We start from the raw sequence: 16,175 nt of genomic DNA on the forward strand, positions 1-16,175 counted from the left end.
GGCCCGCGCCCTCCGGGATGCTCCTCCCCTCCGGGAGACCCACGGTGACGGTACCGGTGACATGCCGACCCAGCCCGTTCGTGCCGACGACCCGTACGTGCGCCGTATCACCGTCGACGGCGGTGACCGTACCGCTCACCACCATGGTGTCCCCGGGGTGGTTGGGCGCACCGAGCCGGATGGCGGCCTTGCGCAGGACGCAGCGCGGGCCGAAGTGGTCGGTGACATAGCGGCCGACCAGGCCGTTCGTGGTCAGGATGTTCATAAAGACGTCGGGGGAACCCTTCTCCCTGGCGGCCGCCGCATCGTGGTGCACGTCCTGGTAGTCGCGCGAGGCGACCGCCCCGGCAATGATCAGCGTGCGGGTGACGGGGACGGTGAGGGGCGGAAGTTCGTCGCCGGTTGTCGCCCACGCCTCCGCACAGCGGAAGACCGGTAGCTCCAACTCCTCGTCCACCTGCTGGAATTCAAGCCGCACGGGCATCCCGATCCGCACCTTGTCGTACGGCACACCGACCACATTGCTGACCATCCGCACCCCCTCCGCGAGCTCGATCAACGCCACCGCATAGGGCCCCGCCGCGTCAGCGGCACGATCAGAAGCAGTGAAGGCGGGGAACGGCGGGTGGTGCACGACCACGTACGAGAAGACGGCGCCCTCCCCGCTCGCCTCGACCGTGTCCCACTTCTGCGATCCGCACCCGTTGCAGCCCGGCAGCCAGGGAAAACGCAGCGTTCCGCACCCGGCGCACCGCTGGATGAGCAGCTTGTGCGCGGCGACGCCCGTCCAGAATCCGGCGTTGTCACGGTTGACCACGGGGCGAGGACGACGCTTCCCCCGAGGAGCCCGCGAAGCCTCTGCCCCCTTGGGTGTCGTGCCGGCCGCCTCAGGGTCCCCGCCAGGCGCACCAGCCGTGCCGTCCGTGGCAGCCGTACCGCCCCTGGCAGCCACCTCGGCCCTGGCAGCCGCGCCGTGCGTGACAGCCACATCGGCCCCGCCCCCCGCCGGCTTCCTCCCCCGCGCACCGCCCGCCCCGCCCACCGCAGGCGCGTACTTGAGGATCCGGAAACGTTGCGTCCCGGCGAGCTCCCCCGCCGCCCGTACGTCCATCCGCGTCGTGACGAAGTGCCCCGTCCCCAGCTTGGTGGTCTTGCGCTCCGACACCGACTCGATCACCGCGTCGAAGGTGATCCGGTCCCCGGGGCGCAGCGGCCGCAGATACTCCTGCTCGCAGTCGGTGGCGACGACCGCGGTGTATCCGGCGCCGTCCAGCAGCCCGAACAGCTCGTCGTACGCCGCCGAGCGGCCGGTGTGGCCGGACAGCCCGCCCATCGTCCACGCCTGCAGCATCGTCGGCGGGGCGATGGCGCCCGGCCCCTGGTAGGCGGGGTGGGTGTCGCCCATCGCCTCGCACCAGTGCCGGATCATGGGCGCGTTGACGGGGTCCTTGCCGACGCCGGCGGTGGTGGCGGCCCGCCCCTCGAAGTGCTTGAGCCGCTCGTACACATCGGTCGGCGGGCAAGTCGGTTCGTGGATGTCGCTCACGCCACCTCCGGAGGTGTTGATCTGCGCCGCACGGCTCATCCGCTGGCCGTCGGGTGCGGACCGCCGAGGGGGGCGAGGTGCATGTCGACGGCCTCGCGGCAACGGCGTCCGAGAGGACCTTCCGGGCGCACAAACGAGCGGGTTCCTGACTGTCCGTCAGGAACCCGCTCGCTGTCAAGGCCGACGCAGTGAACCCCAGAGCAGCCCAAATGCCCCTGCGCCGTACCTCGTATCACCGGCCGGTCAGGCGCCGCTCTCCCCAGCGGCGCCCGGCGTCAGCCGATGTCCCCGAAGGTGACAGTGGCGTTGGTCTGGTCGAGGTACGTGTGGCCGGCGCCGTTCACGCTCGCGGAGTTGTTCTGGTTGGAGGCGCCCTCCCCATTGGCGACCTGCTGGCCATTCGTCGTGTTGCCGTTGCTGTCGCTGCCGACGGCGACGCCCCCCTGGCTCACCGCCGCCGAACTCGACCCGTCGTTCGCAAAGCCGCCGTTATCGGCCTGCGCCACCCCACTGAGCAGCGCGACCGCGAAGGGCGGTGCCGCAGCGACAGCGAGGACGCGGGCTCTACGGGTGCTTGCCATGTCTTTCCTCCTACGGAACACAACTTCTGGATCTGCCGGACCACGTGGATGCGTACACGTGGATCCCATGGAACCGATGAAGTCCGGTGCCACCTATGGAAGTTCTCGATCCGCTCTCGTTGAGCGCGCAGCAGATCTCCATGAACCCCGTTTGTCCACCGGGTGGTTGGCCGGCCACCCCGGCTTCCTGCATCGACGTCGCGGACTCAGCACTGCCCACCGGATCCCCGGCGAACCCGCAAGGAAGGGCCGTTTCCCCCGCAAGCATGAGGAACCCCGGCTAAACCCTGCGCACGCCCCCGCTCCCCCAGCACACCCCGCTCCCCCTCCTCACCCCCTTCCACCTCCCTACCCCCTTCCCCTTATCGAACAAGAGAACGAAAATAGGTCTATGGCCATGCCCCGACGCCATGCCGCACCACTCGACGACCTCCCGCCCGAGCCGCGCCCCAGCCTCCGGCCCGCCCGGAGCTCCGAGCCGCACGCCGACGCCCGGCCGGAGCCCCCGGACCATTCCCCAAGCTCTGAGCTCTTCCCCCACTCTCCACGTCGTTCGAGCGAGGGGACCCCCATGAGCAGGGAGGACCCCGATTCCGCCGCCCTCGCCCACGCACTCGCCGCCGCCGACCGCGGCTACGCCGTCATCCCGCTGACCCGCGGCAAACTCCCCGCCATCCGCTCCCCGCACCACGGACAGTCCGGCAGCCCGCCCTGCCGCGGCGAATGCGGCCGCCTCGGGCACGGCGTCCACGACGCGCGCACCGACCCCTTCGAGGTCCGCCGGATGTTCGCCGCCGCCCCCTGGGCCACCGGCTACGGCATCGCGTGCGGAGTGCCGCCGCACCACCTCATCGGCCTCGACCTCGACACCAAGAACGGCGCCGACGGCCTCACCGCCCTCCAGTTCCTGGCTCAGCAGCACCACTTCCCGGTGCCGCCCACGATCAGCGTCCTCACCCCCAGCGGCGGCCGCCACCTCTGGCTGACCGGCCCACCGGCGCCGCCCGTCCCCAACTCCGTCGGCCGCCTCGCCCCGGGCATCGACGTCCGTGGCGCCGGCGGCTATCTGGTCGGCCCCGGCTCGCTGACCACACGTGGCCGCTACGTCCTCGCCCCCGGCGCCCCGAGCCGGCCCGCCCCCGTGCCCCGCGCGCTGCTCGCCCTCCTCACACCCCCACCCCCCTCCGCACTTCGCGGTGTGCGGCCCGACGCACCATCCCACCCCGCCGCCGCCCTCATACGCTTCGTCCGCACCTCACCCACGGGGCAGCGGAACGCCCGCCTCTTCTGGGCGGCCTGCCGCGCCCACGAGGACGGCCTGGTCCACGAACTCGCCGCCCGGCTCATCGAGGCCGCCCGCCACACCGGCCTCTCCGAACGGGAGGCCCGCGCCACGATCGCCTCGGCGGCCAGACGCTGATCCGGACGCGCCCCACAGCGAAATGCCCGAGCAACGGCACATGGAGGGGCTGGCGGTGCTGCCGCCACCCCGAGAATCACTCACCGAACAACTCCCACCGCGCACGAGGAACGCGGTGCCAGTTTCCTTCGGTCGCGTAGCGCACATCACATTCCGCTCCGGGCCAGCCCAATCCCCTGCTGACGATCTTTCCTATAACGCGGGGCGAAATGATCGATCAATTGAATTCCCCGACAGCGAGGAGCGAAATAACCATTAAAATGACGGGTCGTGAGGACGCGCGGGAAGTCACCGGGAGCTCGGTCTCCCGAACACGCCCTAGAGGAATTGGATTTACCGCACCGCCCCCGGACACAACATCAGTAGCACCGGCCCCAATCACCCGCCGAAACCGTCCACCAGAAATCCTGCCCGCCACGCCCCGTTCGCTCTATGCCACGGCAAATCCGCCACACAGCCTCGGCGTTCCCGGACCTGGCCGGTCACTCAGTCGAGAGGGCGAGCTCCGGCCGGTCCCACATCACCCGCGGCGGGTTCGCCGGCACGGTCCCGGTACGCCGGGCGCCCACACTGCGGTAGAAGCCCTCGGCCGGCGGATGCGCGACGATCCGTACGGTGGACAGCCCGGCATCCCGCGCCTCACCCCGCAGATGTCCGAACAGCCGACGCCCGATGCCCAGGCCCTGCGCATCGTCCGCCACGAACATCAGGTCCAGCTCGGGCGGATCGACGATCAGCGAGTAGAACCCGAGCAGCCGGTCGTCGTCGGCCGCGTCGACAGCCACGAAGACCCGGTGCGCCGCAATGTAGTCGGCGCCCACCCGATACCCCGCGACCATCGCGGCATACCGGCCTCCGTAGGCAGCCGACTTCCGCACGAGCCGGGTGAGCCGCCCGGCATCCCGCGCGACCGCCCGCCGGATCAACACCACCGGCGGGTCCGCCGCACCCCCAGCGCAGCCGCGCCTTATGCCCGCCCTCCGCGACGCCATGCCCACCGTCTCCCATCCGGAACGCCGAAAGGAGCATCCGGCCGAAACACCGGGTGCCCCTCTCATGCGCTTTATGACTTGTGCCGAGGCTGTGGAATGTGGACCCACGGTGGCATTGCTGCCACGACAGTCTTCAAGACTGGGGAGCCTCCCGACTGGAGAACCGAGTCTACCTGGGGCAGAGCGACGGGAGGGGGTTCCGGGGGGCCGGTCCTGGGCGGCGGTTGGCCACGCTGCACGACACGGAGTGGCGGCACACGAGGGGCCGCACGTCGGCGTGCGGGCCCCTCGTGCAACAACGCTCTGCGCTATGCCGTTGAACGGGATCTGCTGACCGGAAATCCGCTCTCGCGAATAACGACCGCGGGGACCGGCACTCCGGTGTGATGTCGCCTGGCCCGCGCATCCTGGCCGCAACTTGGCCACACATGCCGGCCGGTGGTGAGACCCAGGGGCGCGAGGTGAGGCAGCAACCGCGGCCGGAGCGGGCCCGGATGATTCCGGAACCCACTCCGACCTGCAGCTACCTGTGCGGAGGCTGTGGGATTTGAACCCACGGTGGCGTCGCCGCCACGACAGTTTTCAAGAGCGTCGCCACTGCCACCGATTCACCCGGTCTGACCTGCGAGGGTATCGGACAGGGGCGCTCGGCGTTCAGCTCTGGCCCGTGTATGGCCCATGGCCCATGGATCACGGGGCTTGCGGCAGGCTCGATCAACCGGTGCGTTCGATCTCTCGGCCATGCTCCAGGTAGACCATTCGCCCCTCGATCCGAGCCTTGGAGGTTCAGTGGTGGCCAGAGACGGCAGGGAGCCCGCTGGCGGGCGGCCATGCACCTGGGAGCGATCATCCAGGATGGCACCCCAGGCCGCTCTTCGAGGCGGCTCCACTGGCTCTCACTCGGGGTCAGCGGCGCGTTCCTGCTCGGCTTCCCGCACAGCATCCGGACTGAGACAAATTGCCCGGTGTGCGGGGCGCACGGGATCGCTGGGGAGCGGTTCAATGCCGCGGATTCGCACGGCCACGATGTCGACGGGGACACGGGAATGCCGGCCCCGTATGGTCTCCAGCCGCCACCGATGACAAGGGGCCACATCCTTCGCCGGGAGGTCTTCGACGGCCAGGTAGACCCACCGGTCGTAGTTGGTGGCGCAGTGCCTGACCGCGGCCCCGCAATCACGACAGGTCGGCGGCTCATAGGAGGAGACGTCGTCCGGATCACGTTCGACTCTGGGAGGGGCGGTGGCGCCCTCCTCATGGGCAAGTTGGTTGGCGTAAGCGTTCCAACAGGGATCGCAGAGCACGGCCATGAGACTGACGCGGCCGCGTTCCCTCACGGTAGGGCCGCCCGTGTGGCAGCTCTGGCATATCTGGCTGGTGCCCTCAATCGCCCCCATGTGGTGGAGAGTGAGCGCAGACGTTCAAGGACGATAGGGCGCAATTGAGTCGCATCGGAGCGCGCACAGCAACCAGGCGCGGACCCATGGGCCGGGCCGAGGTCATATTCGAGTACGCCCCACCCTGCCCATGCGATCACCACCGGACACCCGAGCTTCACTCCCCAGAGTGGAGCGCGCGCTTGCTCCAATAGGGTCGGTAACTGTGCAGCCTCTGGCGTTCTTCGACCTAGACAACACCCTCATCGCCCGGCAGACCGCCGTGTCGGAATGGCTGGACGATTTCAGCGCTGAGCTCGGGTTGGATGCAGCAGCGCGTCATCGGATGGCCGAGACGCTGAGCGCCCGAGCCTTTCCCGAAGACTTCGCCCGATTGCGCTGTGAGCTAGGGCTCGCAGTATCCACGGGCGACCTGTGGCGCGCGTACGTCGACGGCATCACGCGTCGGGCAGTCTGTCGCCCTGAGGTGCTCGAAGGGCTTATACAGATGCGTGCCAGCGGCTGGGCGCTGGCCAACGTCTCGTCCGGCGTCTGAGCCGGGGCGCCAGCGCGGGCCGCAGGGCCGCCGCCATGCGAACGGTGTAACGGCTGATCCGCACCGGCCTGCCGTCGGCGTCGATGCGCTCCTGCTGGGCCAACTTGCGTACCCTCGCACCTCGCTGACGCTGGGTCAGGCCCAGTTCTGCGGCCTCGCGGATGAGCATGTAGCGGCTGTCAGGAACAACCCGCCGAAGAGCAGAGGCCGTTGGTGTCGACCGACGATCAAGGCCAGGTCGGCGACAGTAACCGCCCAGGGCTCACCGCGGCGGCCGGTTGCCACGGCGACACCTCGCCGACATCCGGCCAGCGCGAAGCCGTGGCCTTCCAGGCCCCGACCACGGCCGCCACCGCGTCCGCGAACCGGCTCGCTGATGCGGCGGGCGGGACCGGACCCGGGCCGGTTCCGACCAGCAACACCGTGAAGTACACGCGAACGTGCTCGGTCCGTACATGCGATGCCCCACAGCCCGAACAACGGGCCCACCGCGGCCGGCACCCTCATGACACCGTCAGCACCCCGCAGCACGCGATGCCCCGCCCAGCCCCACGGCGCGAGCACACCCCCGCTCTCCGGACACTCGACCCGCCCGCCAACAACCTGGCCTCGGCCCGGGCCGCGTCCGCCTTCCCGCCCCTGACCTGCGGATTCACGGCAGCGCGGTCAGAGGCGTTTTCGACTTTCGACCGCGGGCAACACATCGCTGCGCACCACTCGGCGTTGTTGCGGGCGGCGGCCGACTATGACCTGCTTCGGTGTCGTCACGAGTGCGGATCATGGCCTGTCCCGGGCCGGTGGTCGAACGCTTTTCCCGTTGCTTGCATGATGGCCGCCCCGCCCGAGGGCCCGCCGGCCGGTTCCGGGCAGACATGTGGGTGTCCCTGCGTCCCCGCTGTGCCGTCAGATTCCCACCGGCGCCCCTCCCGCCCCGGCCGCGAGCAATTCACCCATCGTGTCGGCGAAGGACTGGACGACCTGCTCGGCGTGCGGCGTGGCGGGATGGCGCGAGCGCAGAAAGACTCCCTCGTGCGTGCGCGAGACCCAAAACTGCGCGTCGTCGGCCGTGGTCACGCTGCTGACATGGTGCGCGTTGCACGCGAGGTGGCTCTCCGAGCCGGGGAACCGGCGGTAGTCGATGTACGAGACCATGAATACGTCGTCCCTGGTCCGCCGGACATCGCCGCCCAGCGCGGTGAGGACCTGTGCGACCGGCCGCTCGGCCAGCCTCAGCGCCTCCCGGAAGGCCGCCCGCGTCCGGGGTGAGCCCTCGGCGACCCCAGCTGCCCCGCCGATGTCCACGGTGAGTGGTGCCACCGTGGTGAACCAGCCGACTGCGTTCTCCCACCGCTCCTCGTACCGGGTGTGGAGCGGTGTGCACAGCCTGACCACCTCCCCGCCGCCGAGTCGGCGCGCGGCAAGTCCCACGGCGGTCAGCGCCCCGGAGAAGACGTTACCGCCGGCCGCACGGCAGCGGCGCTCGAACTCCGCGGCGCCCTCGGCGTCCAGCAGCCGGCGGCAGTCGGTGCCCTGGGGCGCCCGCTCCCCGGCCGGCACTCCCAGGTCGAGTGGGAAGGACGGGGTCGTGCCGCCGCACGCGGCGAAGAACTCCCCCCACCGCGCGATCACCGGATCGGACCGGTCCGGCGCCGGCCCGGCGGCCCGCTCCTGCTCGACCGCGCAGTACTCGACGAAGCTGCCTGTCTCGGGCAGGAGGTCCGGTGCCGGGATTTCCCCGGCGGCGTGGACGGCGTAGCTCTCGCGGATCTCGTGCACGGCGATGGCCAGCGAGTAGCCGTCCATGTTGCAGTGGTCGAACCCGCAGAACACGGTGGCCCCGCCAGGCCGCAGGATCGCGGAGAAGAAGTAGGTCGGCCAGCCCAGCGGCCGGCAGGTCTCGTCCAGCCGCCGGGCGAGCCGCCCGCGTACCTCCTTTGGTCCGACGTACTCCTCGGCGTCCCCGACCACCAGTTCGACCTTCTCGGCGGGAAGCACGAAGCGTTCGGCACCCGGCGGTCCCTCGGGGGCCGCCCGGAAGCCGCTGCGCAGCGTCTCGTGCCGGCGGACCCATTCCTCGAAGGTCGCCCGCAGGGCGCCGGTGTCGATCGGTCCGCCGGTGATGTCGAAGGCGCACGCCAGCCAGTGCCGCGGGCTCCCCGGGGCGCGGTCGGCGGTCCGCAGGTGGAACCGCTGGTTGAACGAGGGCGGGATGGTCGAGGCGACCGCGGTGTCCGCCACGGCCAGGGTGGCGGGGGACGGCACGAACTCCACCACCCGGCCGGGTTGCGGCAGGTAGCGGTCCATCGTGGTGACGCGCACGACTCACGCCGTCTCGGGCGTCGGCAGCGGCGCACCGATCCGGTACTCGCCGGTCCGCGCGACCTCGCGCAGCACGTGCCCCAGATGATCGAAGAAGCGGGGCACATTGGCCTGGGCCACCTCGGTGTCCGGGTACCGGGTCTTGAGGTAGGTCCTGTCCCACAGGCGGTTGACCCAGATCGGTACTTCACCACTGCTGCCAGGACCGACCAGGGCGTTGCAGTTCGCGGCCGCCCAGTCCCGGGAGCCGGGCGCGTGCCGGAGGTCCATGTAGGACACCATGGGCAGCACCGCCGTGGCATCGGACTGCACCGGCAGTCCCGGGAGCAGCTCCGCCACCCGCAGCGGGGAGACCCCCGCCAGGCCGTGGGCCGCCACGAAGGCCTGCTGTGCGCGACCGACGACCTCGCCGAACCTGCCGAAGCCGGCCTGGCCGTCCGCCACCGGGAACTCGATCGGCACCAGATTGACGAACCAGCCCTGCGTCTGCTGCCAGCGTGGTTCATCCCTGGTGTGCACGACACTCAGCCCGCGGTACGACGGGTGGCCGCCCAGCTCGTACCCGCTGATGGCGACGGCCGCGAGCAGGCCGGCAGAGAACCCGGCGCCATGCCCCTTGCAGGCTGCTGAGAAGGCGTCGGCCTCCCGTGCTGAGAGCAGGTCCATGCCGATCGACCGGCTGTCGTACGTGCCGCCCGGCTCCGTACCGAGGTCCAGCGGGAAGCTCGGTGGCGGCCCGTCGAGAAAGAACTGCAGCCAACGGCCGACCTCGGGCGCTTGGGCGTCGATCCGCGCAGCCTGCTCGCGGTCGAGGGCGCAGAAGTCGACATAGCTTCCCACCTCGGGCAGTTCGGCCTCGGTCCCGGCCAGCTCCGCCTCGTACAGCGCACGCAGTTCGCTGAAGACCAGCAGGGTGGAGAAGCCGTCCGTGTGGGCGTGGTCGACGGCGAAGTAGACGCTCGACTGTCTGCTCTCGCCGTTCCGGACCACGGCGCCGGCCACGAACGGAGGCCAGCGCAGCGGATCCGTACCGGTGTCGAAACGCTGCATCAGACGCTCGCGTATCGCGAGGGAAGACGCCTGTCCGGCCAGGGCCACCGGTTCCAGCGACAGTTCGTCGGCGGGCAGCGCGTGCCGCCGCAGCATCCCGGCCCCCTCGTCCACCGTGAACCAGGTGAGGAAGGTGGGGTGGCGCCGGATCCACTTCTCCAGTGCCGCTGCCATGGCGGCGGTGTCCAGCCTCCCGGGCACGTCGAAGACGACACCCAGCCACGGCGACTGACTTCTGCCCGCCGCCTGGTTCGCCAGCCGCCGCCGGATGTGGTTCTCCTGCACGTAGGAGGGCGGCGCCGGATGGACCGGAGCTGCCGCCGCGGCCGCCAGCGCACTGGCGGAGACCTGGAATTCAACCAGCTCGCCGGATTCCGGGGCGTACTGGGTAATCGGCGTCATGAGCATGATGTGATTCCTTTCCGCACTGCCATCCGGGCGGCCTGGTTCACCGGCCGGACAGCATGTGCCGCGGGGCAGGGCACAGCAATCCCGCGCGTTCGGGTTTTGGGCCCAGAGACGTCAGATGAAAGCCGTCAAGGAAGCGGCAAGGTGTGGATCACTGGTCGGGATTCATGTGGGCGTCCCGTGAAGCGGCGGCGCTACGTGCGCTTCGTCGGGGCGCGTCCGGCGTCCGGCACCACGTCAGTGTGGCTGCCCGCGGCCCGTACATCGGCGCCGGGCAGCCGGTACTGCCTGACTGGATCCAGGCCGGGCGGTTCCCGTCGTTCCTGAAAGGGCGTCGAAGTCGTGCATGGTGAGGTTCACGAGCAAATCGGACGTTACTGAGAGGTTGGCCGGGATTGCAAGGTGCTTGATATGTGAGGTGTGCGCCGATCGCCGCCCATTAAATGGGCATAATTCCGGGCAAAGAGGGTGCTACCGTCGGTCGCATGAGACGAGAAACACCGTGAGGAAGCGATGGCCCGCGAACTGGTGACTTCTCCATCACCACCCGCGTCCGCCGCGCCAGGGCGTGGGCGCAGTGGCCGAGTCAGAGCCAGGAGGCCGTCCGCGTGCCGTGTGCGCACCATGTGGCGCCCGCTGGAGGTGGGGCTGCGGGTGGCCGTCCGGCGCCGGACGTCCTCGAAGTCCCTTCGGTTGACCAGGGGGGCGTGAACGGGCTGGTCGGGCGACGTCCTCAATCCCGGCGACGTGGACGGTCATCCCCGGGACACTGGCCGCCATGGATGAGGTCAAGGTCGTCGTCGCCCATTCCGAGCGCGCGACCCTGCGCGTCGGCGACGTGTTCCTGAAGGTGGACGCCGATCAGGCGCGCATCGACGTCGAGGTCGAGGCGATGGCCCTGGCGCCGGTCCCGACTCCGGAGGTCCTGTGGCGCAAGCCGCCCGTGCTTGCGATCGCCGCCGTCCCGGCGACGGCACTCGGCCGTCTCGGTGAGCCGTCGACCGCGTCGTCGGCGGCGTGGGCCGCGGCGGGTGCCGCCATCCGGCAGTTGCACGAGGCGCCGTTGCCGCCCTGGCCCGGCCGGCGCCGCCGGGGTCCCGACGAGTTGGCGGCGGAACTCAACGGCGAGTGCGAGTTGCTCGTGACGAACGGCGTCCTGCCCGTCGGACCTGGTCACCCGCAACCGCCAGGTCGCCGAGGCCGCGCTCCGGCCGTGGACTCCGGTGTTCACGCACGGCGACCTGCAGATCGATCACGTCTTTGTCGACGGCGACGAGGTCACCGGCATCATCGACTGGTCCGAGGCGGGCCGGGGTGATGCCCTGTTCGACCTCGCCACCTTGACACTCGGACACGAGGAGCACCTGGGCGACGTCGTCGCCGGTTATGGCACCGACGTCGACCTCGACGTGATCCGCGCGTGGTGGTCGTTGCGAAGCCTGCTGGGGGTTCGCTGGCTGGTCGAGCACGGCTTCGACCCGTCCGCGCCGGGCTGTGAGGTCGACTGAGATCCCGGATGTGAGGCTGCGCGGGCCCGCTGATATGAGTGCGTCTGACGCATCGAGCAGGCCATCTCCCAACGTCGCCAGCGCGGGCCCGCGCCGCCTGCGTGGAACTCGTCAACGCCGGCCAGGACAACGACGAAGCCTCCCTCGGGATCCGACTCCTGACCGACCTACGCGACGTTGTGTTCCGCGGCGCCGACCGCATGCCCACGGCCGCCATCCTCGAATGCCTGCTGGGCATGGACGACGCGCCCTGGGGCGATCTGGACGACAAGCCGATCAACTCCCGCACCCTTGCGAAGTTGCTGGGGCAATACGTCACTCCGGCGAACAAGCCGATCAAGCCACGCGGCATCCGCACTGGCTCCGGCACTCCCAAGGGCTACTACGCAGACGATCTCCAGGACGCATGGACGCGGTACTGCCCTCCTCCCCCGGAAAGTCCGCAACAGCCGCAACATCCGCCACACCGCAGGTCAGCGGGAGTGAAAGTGTGGCGGATCCCCTTCCCGGCAGCCGCAACACGGTCCCGGAAGCCGCCACGCACCTGCTCAAGGCCGTCGGCTGACCAGCCCGAACTCACCGGTGCTGCCGCACGCTCGCGCGGCGGCACCTATCCGCAACACAACCGCCATCCGCCACAAACCCAAGCCGCTGACCAGCAATGTTGCGGCGTGGCGGATGTTGCGGATCCCCAGAGAGCCCAGCCCAAGGAGTCGCAACATGGCACGCCACCAGATGCTCAAACTGCCTAAAGTCCTCGAAGAGATCGACATAAGCCGCGCTGCCTTCTACCGCATGCGCGCCCGCGGCAAGGCACCCAAACTCATCAAGCTCCCGAACGGCCAAATTCGCATCCGGCGAGCCGATCTCGATGCCTGGTGGGCCGACTGCGAACAGTCTGCCGCCTGATCAGTCCAACACCGATGGGGCCTGCCGCACCGGCAGGCCCCATCTCCATGCCCCGGGGAGAACCGTGCTCACCTACGACGTGGAGTTCTGATCCATCCGCTCGCGGAAGAACCGCCCAAAACCCTTCGAGCTGCGCTGGCGCGTCGGCTCGCGCCCGCACTCGAAGAGCTACAAGACGTTCACCCAAGCCGACGGCCGCCGAGCCCAGTTGCTCACGGCGCTCCAGAATCGCGAGCAGTTCGACGTCGAAACCGGGCTGCCAGCGAGCGAACTTGACGCCCTCAACTGCCCTACGTGGTACGAACACGCCTGCACATATGCGCTAATGAAGTGGCCCAACATCGCCGCTCACCACCGGCAGAACATTGCCGAGTGGCGTTCCAGGCCGCCAGGAACACCCGAGGGGAGCTGATCCGCGACGAGAAGGGGGACCCGGTTGCCCGGAAGGATGCAGAAGAACCACCGGAAGAGATCGCGAGGGCACTGGCCTGGATCGCCAAGCACTCGATCAAGGTGACCGATCTGAACGACTCGGACACCCTGCGGCGAGCGCTCACGGCCTTGTCAATGAAGTTGTACGGCAAGAAGGCGGCTGAGAACACGGTCAGGCGCAAGCGAAGCTCCTTCAGCAACGCTCTGCGATACGCCGTTGAACGAGAACTCTTGGCCAGCAACCCGCTCTCCCGCGTCGACTGGGATCCGCCGGCGACCGACGACGAAGTGGACTTCCGCTACGTGCCGAATCCGGCGCCAGCGCGGGCACTGCTGGAGGCAGTGCGGGTCCAAGGCCAGCGCGGTGGGCACCTCCACGGGTTCTTCGGTTGCATGTACTACGCCGCTATGCGTCCGTCGGAGGTTGCGCAGCTCAACAAACGGGACTGCAAGCTGCCTGCGTCAGGCTGGGGCGAACTCGTTCTGAGCCAGAGTCGTCCGGAAGTGGGCGCAGGGTGGACGGACGACGGCAAGTCGTACGAGATCCGCGGGCTCAAGCGGAGGGCCCGCAAGACCACCCGGCCGGTCCCGATCCCGCCCGTCCTCGTGGCGCTGCTCCGCCAGCACATGGAGACGTACAGCCCCGCATCCGACGGCCGCCTGTTCACCGCGGCTCGGGGAGGTCGTGTGAGGTCCACCGAATACGCCGACATCTGGCAGCAGGCCCGCAAGAAGGCGCTTTCCGCCGAGGAGGTAGCAACTCCGCTTGCAGACGTGCCGTACTCCCTGCGGCACGCTGGCGTATCGCTCTGGATCAAAGCCGGAGTTGACCCGGCGGAAGTCGCGAGGCGGGCAGGCCACAGCATCGCAGTTCTGTGGAAGTTTTACGCGAAGATCCTTCGCGGTCAGGAGCAACGCTCGAACGAGCTCATCGACTCGGCCCTGGAAGCCGATTCTCAGGACCAGGAGTAGCGAATCCTGGCCCGCAGCTGGCCCGTACGCCCTGGTCAACAGCGGTACATAGGCGAATCGAGGTGAGACAACCCGAACGCAGAAGGGGCGCCCGATCCCCCCGGGCACCCCTTCTGACCAGCTACTTCGCTGACCTGTGCGGAGGCTGTGGGATTTGAACCCACGGTGGCATTGCTGCCACGACAGTTTTCAAGACTGTTCCCTTAGGCCGCTCGGGCAAGCCTCCCCGCGACACCGCCGGGCGGTGTCGCGGGAACAGCCTAGCGTCACTTGTCGCCCGTGCGCTGCCCCAGGGTGACCTCGGCGGTGTGCTCCTGGCCGCCGCGCTCGTAGGTGAGGGTGACGCGGTCGCCGGGCTTGTGCTGCCAGATCACGCTGATCAGGGTCGGACCGCTGTCGATCACCGTGTCGTCGAGCTTGGTGATGGTGTCGCCGGGCCGGAGGCCGGCCTTGTCGGCGGGGCCGCCCGGGGTCACCGAGTCCGTGCCGTTGTTTCCGGTCCGGGCGATGGTCGCGCCCTCGCCGGTGTCCCGCATGCCGACCTGGACGCCTATCTGCGGATAGATCGGCCGGCCGGTCCTGATCAGGTCCTGCGCCACCCGCTTCGCCTGGTCGATGGGGATCGCGAAGCCCAGCCCGATGCTGCCGGACTGCTGGGGCTCGCCGCCCAGGCCGTTGCTGCCGGCCGACTGGATGGCGGAGTTGATGCCGATCACATTGCCGCCGGCGTCCATCAGCGGGCCGCCGGAGTTCCCGGGGTTTATCGACGCGTCCGTCTGCAGGGCGCTCATGTAGGAGGCGCTGGTGCCGCCGCCGTCGCTGGAGGCCACCGGGCGGTCCTTGGCGCTGATGATGCCGGTGGTGACGGTGCCGGAGAGACCGAAGGGGGCGCCGATCGCGATGGTGGCGTCGCCGACCTGGACGTCGGCGGACCGGCCGAGCGGCAGCGGCTTGAGCACGGCGTCCGAGGCGTTCTTCAGCTTGATGACCGCGACGTCGTAGCCCTCGGCGCGGCCGACGGCCTCGGCGTCGTACTTCTTGCCGTTGGAGAACGTCACGGTGAGCTTGCCGCCGCCGTCGGCCGCGCCGGCGACGACGTGGTTGTTGGTGAGGATGTGGCCCTGCTTGTCGTAGACGAAGCCGGTGCCGGTGCCGCCCTCGCCGGTGATCCCCTGTGCCTCGATCGTCACCACACTGGGCAGCGCCTTCTGCGCTATCCCGGAGACGGAGGTGGGCTTGCGGTTCAGGGCCTCCGGGTTGCCGGGCGCGGTGACCGTCGTCGAGGCAGTGCCGTCGCGGCCCGCGGCCCAGTAGCCGATGCCGCCGCCGACCCCGCCCGCGACCAGCGCGGCCGCCAGGACGGCCGCGATCAGGCCGCCGTTGCGCTTCTTGGGGGCGGGACCGCCGGGCACGCCCCAGGGGTCACCGCCGCCCCCGTAGGGCGGCTGGCCCCAGCCGCCACCCGGGTGCGGCCCGCCCGGCTGCTGCGGGTGCGCGGCCATGGTCGCCGTACGGTCCTGATCGCCCGGGATGCCGCCACCCGGGGCAGCGGGACCGTGCGGGCCCGCTGCGGCGGTCGGTGTGAAGTCGGGCGGCGGGGGCGCCGCGGGGGGAGTGGTCGGCATGTGCACGGTGTCCGGAGTCTGCGCGCCGGAGGCGGACGCGGGGGCGCTGTCCGACGCCAGCGGCTCCGTCGGCGGCTTGGCCTCCGACGGGCCGACGGCTCCCTCGTTCTCGGTGCTCACAGCTCTCTCCTCAGCTTCACGACCGTGTCGGCCCGCGGTTCGGGCCTTGCTCTTTCCGGTGCTGCCGGTCTTTCCGGTGCTGCCAGTCTCTCCGGGGCGACCCGTCCGTTCCGGCCCGTCCCGGTCTCCCGGGTCCGCCGGCCCTTCAGGGTCTGCGTCTGCGTTCTTCAGGGTCTGGGGCCTGTTTCAGGGTCTGGAGTTTCCCGGATCCGCCGCTCCTTATCCGCCGCTCCTTCTGTCCACGGGAAGGACGAACCCGTAACTCCAAGATCCGGAACTCCAGGATCCGGTACTCCGGCAATTCCGGAACTCCAGGATTCAGGATCCGGGCGATACGGGCCAGTCTCAGCCTCTTAGCCTT

At 69.7% G+C, this 16,175-nt stretch carries 9 protein-coding genes, 1 tRNA gene and 3 pseudogenes; 6 read left to right on the forward strand and 7 right to left on the reverse strand.

Annotated elements, in window-relative coordinates:
• Window positions 1-415 precede the first annotated feature (415 nt).
• Together K9S39_RS21925 and K9S39_RS21930 are read right to left on the reverse strand one after the other, a co-directional pair.
• Window positions 416-1,585 (reverse strand): annotated as a pseudogene (locus tag K9S39_RS21925) (bifunctional MaoC family dehydratase N-terminal/OB-fold nucleic acid binding domain-containing protein); the annotation flags it as partial.
• A 236-nt stretch (window positions 1,586-1,821) separates the two neighbouring features.
• Entirely contained in the window at window positions 1,822-2,127 is a 306-nt protein-coding gene (locus K9S39_RS21930; protein WP_248865063.1) for a hypothetical protein, read from the reverse strand.
• 571 nt (window positions 2,128-2,698) lie between these two features.
• Here K9S39_RS21930 and K9S39_RS21935 point away from each other — a divergent pair.
• Window positions 2,699-3,547: a bifunctional DNA primase/polymerase gene (locus K9S39_RS21935; RefSeq protein ID WP_248865064.1), complete on the forward strand. Its 849-nt coding sequence runs from the start codon at window positions 2,699-2,701 to the stop codon at window positions 3,545-3,547.
• Window positions 3,548-4,029: 482 nt separating this feature from the next.
• On the opposite strand, the gene K9S39_RS21940 is transcribed toward K9S39_RS21935, so the two are convergent.
• The gene (locus K9S39_RS21940) at window positions 4,030-4,539 is read right to left on the reverse strand and encodes a GNAT family N-acetyltransferase (protein WP_248865065.1); all 510 of its coding nucleotides are present in this window, start codon (window positions 4,537-4,539) and stop codon (window positions 4,030-4,032) included.
• Window positions 4,540-6,141: 1,602 nt separating this feature from the next.
• On the opposite strand from K9S39_RS21940, the gene K9S39_RS21945 reads away from it, so the two are divergent.
• Entirely contained in the window at window positions 6,142-6,471 is a 330-nt protein-coding gene (locus K9S39_RS21945) for an HAD family hydrolase (protein WP_248865066.1), read from the forward strand.
• A gap of 903 nt (window positions 6,472-7,374) precedes the next feature.
• Here the strand turns inward: K9S39_RS21945 and K9S39_RS21950 are convergent.
• Window positions 7,375-8,790 carry a condensation domain-containing protein gene (locus K9S39_RS21950; protein WP_248865067.1) on the reverse strand — a complete coding sequence of 472 codons (1,416 nt, stop codon included), beginning with the start codon at window positions 8,788-8,790 and terminating at the stop codon, window positions 7,375-7,377.
• A 3-nt stretch (window positions 8,791-8,793) separates the two neighbouring features.
• A complete protein-coding gene (locus tag K9S39_RS21955; protein ID WP_248865068.1) occupies window positions 8,794-10,248 on the reverse strand; it encodes a condensation domain-containing protein in 1,455 nt (484 codons plus the stop codon).
• A gap of 778 nt (window positions 10,249-11,026) precedes the next feature.
• Here K9S39_RS21955 and K9S39_RS21960 point away from each other — a divergent pair.
• The 4 genes and pseudogenes from K9S39_RS21960 to K9S39_RS21975 all read left to right on the forward strand — a co-directional run bounded on the left by K9S39_RS21960 (window position 11,027) and on the right by K9S39_RS21975 (window position 14,069).
• Window positions 11,027-11,756 (forward strand): annotated as a pseudogene (locus K9S39_RS21960) (aminoglycoside phosphotransferase family protein).
• Between the two features lie 77 nt (window positions 11,757-11,833).
• Window positions 11,834-12,321 (forward strand): annotated as a pseudogene (locus tag K9S39_RS21965) (DUF3631 domain-containing protein); the annotation flags it as partial.
• Between the two features lie 155 nt (window positions 12,322-12,476).
• The gene (locus K9S39_RS21970; RefSeq protein ID WP_248865069.1) at window positions 12,477-12,665 is read left to right on the forward strand and encodes a helix-turn-helix transcriptional regulator; all 189 of its coding nucleotides are present in this window, start codon (window positions 12,477-12,479) and stop codon (window positions 12,663-12,665) included.
• A gap of 372 nt (window positions 12,666-13,037) precedes the next feature.
• Window positions 13,038-14,069: a tyrosine-type recombinase/integrase gene (locus tag K9S39_RS21975; protein ID WP_248865070.1), complete on the forward strand. Its 1,032-nt coding sequence runs from the start codon at window positions 13,038-13,040 to the stop codon at window positions 14,067-14,069.
• Window positions 14,070-14,208: 139 nt separating this feature from the next.
• On the opposite strand, the gene K9S39_RS21980 is transcribed toward K9S39_RS21975, so the two are convergent.
• A tRNA-Ser gene (locus K9S39_RS21980) sits at window positions 14,209-14,295 on the reverse strand.
• Between the two features lie 40 nt (window positions 14,296-14,335).
• Window positions 14,336-15,814 carry a S1C family serine protease gene (locus K9S39_RS21985; protein ID WP_248865071.1) on the reverse strand — a complete coding sequence of 493 codons (1,479 nt, stop codon included), beginning with the start codon at window positions 15,812-15,814 and terminating at the stop codon, window positions 14,336-14,338.
• Window positions 15,815-16,175 lie beyond the last annotated feature (361 nt).

The organism is Streptomyces halobius (assembly GCF_023277745.1).
GTDB classification, from domain to species: Bacteria; Actinomycetota; Actinomycetes; order Streptomycetales; family Streptomycetaceae; genus Streptomyces; species Streptomyces halobius.

Excerpts from the sequence above, each read along its gene's own strand:
- K9S39_RS21930 (WP_248865063.1), bottom strand. The coding sequence starts at position 2,127 with ATGGCAAGCACCCGTAGAGCCCGCGTCCTCGCTGTCGCTGCGGCACCG.
- K9S39_RS21935 (WP_248865064.1), top strand. The coding sequence starts at position 2,699 with ATGAGCAGGGAGGACCCCGATTCCGCCGCCCTCGCCCACGCACTCGCC.
- K9S39_RS21940 (WP_248865065.1), bottom strand. The coding sequence starts at position 4,539 with ATGGCGTCGCGGAGGGCGGGCATAAGGCGCGGCTGCGCTGGGGGTGCG.
- K9S39_RS21955 (WP_248865068.1), bottom strand. The coding sequence starts at position 10,248 with ATGCTCATGACGCCGATTACCCAGTACGCCCCGGAATCCGGCGAGCTG.
- K9S39_RS21970 (WP_248865069.1), top strand. The coding sequence starts at position 12,477 with ATGGCACGCCACCAGATGCTCAAACTGCCTAAAGTCCTCGAAGAGATC.